The following is a 5237-nucleotide window of genomic DNA, read 5'->3' on the forward strand; positions in this document are numbered from 1 at the left end:
GCCGGGGACCGGGGCCGCCTCCCACGGCGGCCCCCGGCCGGCGCCCACCGACCGCCACCGGCCCGCCCCTCCTCGGGCCGGTGGCGCCCGGCCCCCTCCACGACACACCCCCCACCACTGGAGACCCCATGGCCACACGCCTGCTCATCGCCCTCGGGGCGGTCCTCAGCCTCGTCACCGCCCTCCTCGTCCACACCGCGCCGGCCCACGCCGACACCGGGTTCCGGGTCAGCGACGGCCGACTCGTCGACGCCGCCGGGAACGACTTCGTCATCCGGGGCGTCAGCCACGCCCACACCTGGTACCCCCAGGAGACCGGCGCCCTCGCCGACATCAAGTCCCTGGGCGCCAACACCGTCCGCGTCGTCCTCAGCAGCGGGCAGCGCTGGACCGAGAACAGCGCCGCCGACGTCGCCGCCGTCGTGGCCGACTGCAAGGCCAACCGGCTGATCTGCATGCTGGAGGTGCACGACACCACCGGCTACGGCGACCAGGACGGGGCGGCCACCCTGGACCAGGCCGTCGACTACTGGCTGCGCGTCCAGGACGCCGTCGAGGGGGAGGAGGACCACGTCCTCGTCAACATCGGCAACGAGCCCTTCGGCAACGACGCCGCCACCAACCAGAACTGGGCCTCCGCCACCGGCGAGGCGATCAACCGGCTGCGCGACGCCGGGTTCGACCACACCCTGGTCGTGGACGCTCCCAACTGGGGCCAGGACTGGTCGGGGACCATGCGCGACAACGCCCAGGGCGTCTTCGACGCCGACCCCGACGCCAACACGGTGTTCTCCGTCCACATGTACGGGGTCTACCAACAGGAGTCCACGGTGGTCTCCTACCTGGAGCACTTCACCGACGCCGGCCTGCCGCTGATCGTCGGCGAGTTCGGCATCGACCACAGCGACGGCAACCCCGACGAGGACGCCATCATGGCCCACACCGAGCGCCTGGGCCTGGGCTACATCGGCTGGTCCTGGAGCGGCAACGGTTCCCCCGTGGAGTACCTCGACATGGTCGAGGGGTTCGACGTCGACAGCCTCACCCCCTGGGGCGAGCGCATCTTCCACGGTCCCGACGGCATCGCCGAGACCTCCGTCGAGGCCCCGGTCTACGGCGGCCCGGGCGAGCCCACCGACCCGCCGACCGAGGAGCCCACCGACCCGCCCACGGAACAGCCCACCGACCCGTCCGGGGACTGCGGGGCCGAGTACCGCGTCACCAACCGGTGGCACGACGGATTCCAGGGCGAGGTGACCGTCACCGCCGCGACCGACATCACCGGCTGGACCGTCACCTGGACCGCCGGCGCGGGCGAGGCCGTGGGCCACGCCTGGAACGCCACCGTCTCCAGCAGCGGATCCGCCGTCACCGCCGTGAACGCCCCCTACAACGGAGCGCTCGACGCGGGCGAGTCCACCTCGTTCGGCTTCACCGGCACCCACGGCGGCACCCTCTCCGCTCCCGCACTCTCCTGCTCCGCCTGACCCGTACAGGGTCGGAACAGAACCCCGGCCGCGCCGCCCCGCGCGGCCGGGCCTCCCCCACAGAGATAGGAGTGGCCCATGAGGTCACGCAACGCCATCGCCCTGGCAGCGGCGCTCGGCGGGCTCGCCGTCGGCACCGCCGTCGTCGTCCTGCCCGACTCCGCCGAGGCCCACGGAGCGTTCACCTACCCGGCCAGCCGCACCTACGCCTGCTTCCAGGACGCCACCGGCGGCACCGGCGGCGGCGCGCTCCGGCCCACCAACGAGGCCTGCGCCGACGCCCTGGCCGAGGGCGGCGACTACCCGTTCTGGAACTGGTTCGGCAACCTCATCAGCGACGCCGACGGCCGCCACCAGGAGGTCGTGGCCGACGGCGAGCTGTGCGGCCCCACCGACAGGTTCGCGGCCTTCAACGCGGCCCGCACCGACTGGCCCACCACGGCCCTGGAGCCGAACACCACCGTGGAGTTCCGGCACAACGCCTGGGCCCCGCACCCCGGGGTCTTCCGCACCTACGTCACCGAGGACGGCTTCGACCCCGAGCAGGCGCTGAACTGGGACGACCTGGAACTCGTCGACGAGGTGACGGACCCGCCGCTGCGCAGCGGCGGCGACGCCGGAGCCGAGTACTACTGGGACGTGGACCTGCCGGACCGGGAGGGGCGCCACATCGTCTACGTGGTGTGGGAGCGCTCCGACAGCCCCGAGGCGTTCTACAACTGCTCCGACGTGGTCTTCGGCGAGGACCCGGGCACCGGCCCCGGGCCGGACCCGGACCCCTCCCCGGACCCGGACCCCACGGAGGAGCCGACGCCCGGCCCCACCGACCCGCCCGGTGACCACTGCACGGCCGAGTACACCGTCACCAACCAGTGGTCCAACGGCTTCCAGGTGGACGTCGAGGTCACCGCGGGGGAGGAGGGCGTCGACGGCTGGATGGTCGACTGGGTGTTCGCCAACCGCCAGGAGATCTCCAGCGTCTGGAACGCCGCCCTCGTCAACCACGGCGCGCACTTCGAGGCCCGCAACTCCGCCCACAACGGGCAGCTCGATCCCGGGGAGTCCACCAGCTTCGGGTTCACCGCCACCCACCCGGGCGTGAACATCGAGCCCCTCGTGGCCTGCCACGAGGACTGACCGGCCCCGCCCGCGACCGCGGGCCCGGACCGCCGCGCTCCGACCCGCGCGGGGCGCCGGCGTGCGAAACGCCGAACACCGGCCGCAGCACGCCGCGCCCCGAACCGCTCCCGGGCCGGAGCGCGGACCGGCCCCTCGCGCCGGCGGCCCGGGCGGAGCCGCCGGCCCCGGAACCGGCTCTTCCGGGGCCGGTCGCCTCCGCGCCCGCCCTCAGGGGCGGTAGGGGAGGCGGTCCACCGCCCGCACCTCGCCCAGCGTCGACCACTCGTTGCGGCCCAGCCGCGCCAACGGGCGCATCAGCTCCACGTCCGGGTGCCCGTCCGCGAGCACGTCCTCGCGCACGGCCACACGCACGACCCTTCCGAACACCACCGTGGAGTCGCCCAGCCCCAGCGTCGAGTGCAGGGTGCACTCCAGCGCCACCGGGGACCCCGCCACCCGCGGCGGACGCACCGACACGCTCGCCTCGCGCCCGATCCCCAGGGCCTCGAACTCGTCGACCTCCGGCGGGTAGGGGGTGCCGCTGGCGTTGACCTGGTCCCACATCGCCTCCGGGGCCAGGTTCACCACGAACTCGCCGGTCTCCTCCGCGTTGCGCAGCGAGTCCTTGCGCCGCACCGACGTGAACTGCACGATCGGGGGCTCGGTGCAGGAGATCGTGAAGAACGAGTGCGGCGCCAGGTTGTCCACGCCGTCGCCGGACGTGGTGGAGACCCACGCGATGGGGCGCGGCACCACCACGGAGGTCATCAGCTGGTAGAACGCCCGTCCGGGCAGGTCGTCTGGGGTCCATTCGGTACGCATCGGCTCCGATTATGCAGCCTCGGCCGTGTGCCGGCGCAGCCGACGGGCATACACGGCGCATGGAACTGGTCACCGCCGACGACGTCCGCGCCGCAGCCACCCGCCTCCAGGGCCACGTGGTCCGCACGCCCCTGACGGCGGGTCCCCCGGGTGCGGACTTCCTCCTCAAACCCGAGAGCCTCCAGGCCACGGGCGCCTTCAAGATCCGGGGCGCCACCAACGCCGTCGCCCTGCTCGGTCCGGGGCAGCGCCGTTCCGGCGTGGTCACGCACTCCTCCGGCAACCACGGACAGGCCCTCGCCCTCGCCGCCGCCCGGCACGGGGCGCCCTGCACCGTCGTGGTCCCCGAGGGGGCGCCCGAGGTCAAGGTCGACCGGATACGCGCCCTCGGGGCCCGCGTCGTCATGGCGCCGCCCCGGGAGCGGGAGGCGGTCGCCGGGGAACTGGCCCGGACCGAGGGGCTCGCGCTGATCCCGCCCTTCGACGACCCGGACGTCATCGCCGGGCAGGGCACCGTCGGCCTGGAGATCCTGGAGCAGTCGCCCGAGGTGACCACCGTCGTCGTCCCCGTGGGCGGGGGAGGGCTGGCCTCCGGGGTGTCCACCGCGGCCTGGACCGTCCACCCGCGCCGCGTCCGCGTCATCGGCGTCGAACCCGAGCTCGCCGCCGACGCGGCCGAGAGCCTGAGCGTGGGACACCCCGTCACCTGGCCGCCCGAGCGCACCGGCCGCACCATGGCCGACGGCGTCCGCGTGGGCCTCTCCGAGCGCACGTTCGCGCACCTCGCCGCCAGACTCGACGGGATCGTCACCGTCACCGAGGACGAGATCGCCCGCGCCGTCGGCGTGCTGGCCCACGGCGCCCGCGTCGTCGCCGAGCCCAGCGGGGCCCTGGCGGCCGCCGCCCTCCTCGCCGGCCGGATCGACACCGTCCCCGGGCGGCCCGAGGCGACCGTGGCGGTGGTGTCGGGAGGCAACGCCGATCCCGGCCTCTTCGCCCGCCTGGTGGCACAGGGCTGAGGACGGCTCCCCTCGGGGCCGGAGCCGGGAGGCGCAGGCCCCGCCCGGTGGGCAGGTCCCCGGGCTGCCGGGCACGGCCCTGCCCCTCCGCCGGCCGTCGGCGTTCGTGTGGGCGGCCCACCGCCCGGGCCGCACGGCCTGCTCGTGTCGTCGGTGATCACGGCGTTTGGCCGGGCCCGGCCCGGGACCGGCGCGCGCGTCCACGACGGGCCCGGCGGCCGAGCGAGGGGAGGCGGAGCGCTGCGCGGTCACGGTCTCCGCGGGCGGGCACCGGACGTCCCGCGGGAGGTGCTGCTGCGGTCAGCGGCGTTCGGCGGCGTCGCGGTCGGGGACGCCGCCCGCGGTCGCGCCCGCCTGCGGCGCCCGGGCGGCGGGGGAGGCGGAACGGGAGCCCGGGCCGGTCGCCGGGGTCTTCCGGGCGGCTCGGTCCTCGCGGCGGCGCATGGCCATGTCGGACACGGCGGCCACTCCCAGCGCGACGACGAGCGTGGCGACGATCAGCAGGGTCCACAGGGCGGTGCCGAAGGAGGAGGGGTCGGTCACGGGGGCTCCGGGGGTTCGCGGGCGGTCTGGTCCCCTCACCGTAATAGGCGTTAACTTTCGGACCCAGTGTTAGCACGAGTGAACTGCGTCATACACGGCCCCGGGCGGGCGAGGGCCCAGGACACACGGAGGGCCCGGGACGGCGCCCCCGTCCCGGGCCCGGCGGGCGGCCCCCCGGGGGCCCCGGGGGGGGGGGGGGCCGGGGCGAGGGGGGGCCGGGGGGGGTGGGGGGGGCGCCCGGGCGCGG

General features: G+C 75.3%; 5 protein-coding genes. 3 read left to right on the forward strand and 2 right to left on the reverse strand.

All coding sequences use genetic code 11. The features are described 5' to 3' along the window. Positions 1–128 precede the first annotated feature (128 nt). On the forward strand, positions 129–1487 hold the full coding sequence (locus ACWGL3_RS30715; protein ID WP_452462092.1) for a cellulase family glycosylhydrolase: 1359 nt from the start codon (positions 129–131) through the stop codon (positions 1485–1487). A 78-nt stretch (positions 1488–1565) separates the two neighbouring features. Next, on the forward strand, positions 1566–2624 hold the full coding sequence (locus tag ACWGL3_RS30720; protein WP_452462093.1) for a lytic polysaccharide monooxygenase auxiliary activity family 9 protein: 1059 nt from the start codon (positions 1566–1568) through the stop codon (positions 2622–2624). 210 nt (positions 2625–2834) lie between these two features. On the opposite strand, the gene ACWGL3_RS30725 is transcribed toward ACWGL3_RS30720, so the two are convergent. After that, positions 2835–3428 carry a flavin reductase family protein gene (locus tag ACWGL3_RS30725; protein ID WP_267944608.1) on the reverse strand — a complete coding sequence of 198 codons (594 nt, stop codon included), beginning with the start codon at positions 3426–3428 and terminating at the stop codon, positions 2835–2837. A 59-nt stretch (positions 3429–3487) separates the two neighbouring features. Here ACWGL3_RS30725 and ACWGL3_RS30730 point away from each other — a divergent pair, with 59 nt between their 5' ends. Beyond that, a complete protein-coding gene (locus tag ACWGL3_RS30730) occupies positions 3488–4447 on the forward strand; it encodes a threonine ammonia-lyase (protein WP_267944607.1) in 960 nt (319 codons plus the stop codon). A 300-nt stretch (positions 4448–4747) separates the two neighbouring features. Here the strand turns inward: ACWGL3_RS30730 and ACWGL3_RS30735 are convergent, their stop codons facing one another. After that, entirely contained in the window at positions 4748–4990 is a 243-nt protein-coding gene (locus ACWGL3_RS30735; protein WP_452462094.1) for a histidine kinase, read from the reverse strand. Between the last annotated feature and the right edge of the window lie 247 nt (positions 4991–5237).

This window comes from Nocardiopsis sp. NPDC055824, from assembly GCF_053616335.1.